Annotated in this window: 2 protein-coding genes; both read right to left on the reverse strand. The window is 71.7% G+C overall.

Annotated features, from left to right (window positions below):
• A partial coding sequence (locus E1289_RS37305; RefSeq protein WP_131988859.1) for a serine/threonine-protein kinase occupies positions 1-541 on the reverse strand: 541 nt, incomplete at its 3' end.
• Positions 538-2,374 (reverse strand): UvrD-helicase domain-containing protein (locus E1289_RS37310; RefSeq protein WP_131988861.1); only part of this gene is annotated, 1,837 nt, incomplete at its 5' end. The genes E1289_RS37305 and E1289_RS37310, both read right to left, overlap by 4 nt.

Consider the following 2,374-nt stretch of genomic DNA (forward strand, 5'->3'; position numbering starts at 1 on the left):
GGGCGATGTAGTGGGCGGAGCCGGGGGCTTCGCCGGGGTGGGTGATCGCGGAGAACTCGGCGGGGTCGAGGGCGGTGGCGACGCCGAAGTCGAGGATCTTCACGGCGCCGTCGAGGGTGAGGACGATGTTGGACGGGGTGAGGTCCCGGTGGATCAGCCCGGCGTTGTGCGCGGCGGCCAGGGCGGCGCAGAACTGGGCGCCGATCAGGACGGCCCAAGAGATGGGCAGGAGGTCGTCGCCGCGTTCGGCGATGAGGTCACGGAGGCTCACGGCGGCGGGGACGAGTTCCATGACGATGAACAGCTCGTCGTCATGGGCGCCGAAGTCGTACAGGGCGGGGATGCCGGGGTGGCGGAGGCGGGCGAGGATGCGGGCCTCGCGGTAGAAGCGGCGGCGGGCGGCGGAGCGGTCGGGCAGCCCCGGGCGGATGATCTTGATGGCGACCTTGCGGTTGAGGCGGTCGTCGGTGCCCTCCCAGATCTGCCCCATGCCGCCGACGCCGAGGGGTTTGCCGCGCGTGTAGCGGTCGCCGATCTTCACCGGTCCCCCAGGAACGGGCTCGGGTCGCCGTGCCAGGTGACGTGGAGGGTGTCGCGGGCGCGGGTGGCGGCGACGAACAGCAGGGAGCGGGCGCGCTGGAGTTCCCGCCGGTACCGGGCCGGGTCGGTCTGCTCCCATCTGCGCAGGTAGGACTGCGGGACGAGCCCGTCGGACACCCCGGCGACGATGACGTGCTGGTATTCGAGGCCCTTGAAGCGGTGCATGGTGCCGATGTGGACGACGTCGTCGACGCGGGGCCCGTCGGGGCCGATGGAGGCGGCGGGGATGCCGGCGCGGGCGAGGCGGGCCTCCAGTTCGGCGACCATGGCGCGTTCCGGGACGCTGATCGCGATGGACGGCGACGGCCCGTCGATCAGGTCGCTGACGGTGGCGGCGATGTGGTCCTGCTCGTCCTCCCAGGTGGCGGCGCCGTGCAGGACGGGCCGGGAGCCGCGCAGGACGGAGCGGTAGCCGCCGAGTTCGTCGGTCTCGCCGTCGAGGTCGTCCCAGGACTCCTCGCCGAGGATCCGGACGGCGGAGCCGAGGATCTCGTGAGTGGTGCGGTAGCTGAGGGTGAGCCGGGAGGAGCGCCGTCCGCGGATGTTGATGCCGAGGACGCTCAGCGACACGTAGTTGTCGTAGAGCCGCTGATGGACGTCGCCGACGAGGAAGATGTCGTCGGGTCCTTCGGGGACCATGGCGCGGAGCATCTTCCAGTGCGCGGCGGCGAGGTCCTGTGCCTCGTCCACGACGATGTGGGAGTAGCGCGGGCGCAGGCGGGCGACGGAGGCGTCCTCGCGGTGGACGTTGAGGCCGCCCTCGCGGTGGCGGCGCATCTTCTCGGCGCGTTCCTGTTCGAGGCGGGCGGCGTGTTCGGCGACCTGCCGGTAGGTCCACAGGCTCTTCTCGTCGAGGCGGAGCCGGAACTTCTCGACGAGCCGCCAGATCTCGGCGCGCTGGGCGCGGCCGATGCTGCGTCCGCGTCCGGGGCGGCGGACGCGGAAGTAGTCGGCGCGGGAGTTGCCGGACATGCCGAGGATGACGTGGGTCCATTCGGCGTGCAGGAACTCGGGGTCCCAGCGGGTCTCGCCGAGTTCGAGGAGCAGGTCGCGCCATTCCTGGACGGCCTTGGCGTCGTCGATCCAGCGCCGTTTGCCGCCGGGTTCGGCGCGGGCGACGACGTCGGCGGCGAGCTTGTCGATGTTGACGATCTCGACGCGGGACGCGGTTTCGGGACCGCCGAGTTCGAGGAGGCGTTTGCGGAGGTCGGCGGCGAGGTTCTTGTTGAAGGTGGTGAGCAGGACGGGCGGCGCGCCGGGCGGGAGCCGGTCGACGAGGTGCTTGACGCGGTGCAGCGCGACGATGGTCTTGCCGGTGCCGGGGCCGCCGCTGACGCGTGCGGAGCCCTTGTAGTGGCGTTCGACGAGCTTGCGCTGGCCGGGGTGGAGGAAGACCTTCCAGCGGCCGAAGTCGTCTTCGAGGACGGCCTGCAGTTCGGTGTCGGACGTGGTGACGCGGGTGGCGGGGCGGCTGAGGGCGGTGGCGTAGTCCTCGGTGTCGACGTCGTCCTCGGCCTGGACCGGCGTGGTGATCTTGTCGAGGACCTCGTCGATCGTCCGGCCGAAGTACAGTTCGAGCAGCACTTCCTCGGTGAGCGCCGGGGCGAGCTCGGTGAGGCCGAGCAGCTCCTCCTCGGTGCTGATCTTCCTGATGAGGGGCAGCAGGGCGGCGGTGACGCCGAGCTGGAGGAGCTGGTCGTCGGTGAACCCGGCGAACAGCGGCGGCGCTTCGGCGGGTTGCGCGGGCGCGGCCGGCGGTGGCGCGGGGGCGGCG

It is taken from the genome of Actinomadura sp. 6K520 (assembly GCF_004349245.1).
Taxonomy (GTDB): domain Bacteria; phylum Actinomycetota; class Actinomycetes; order Streptosporangiales; family Streptosporangiaceae; genus Spirillospora.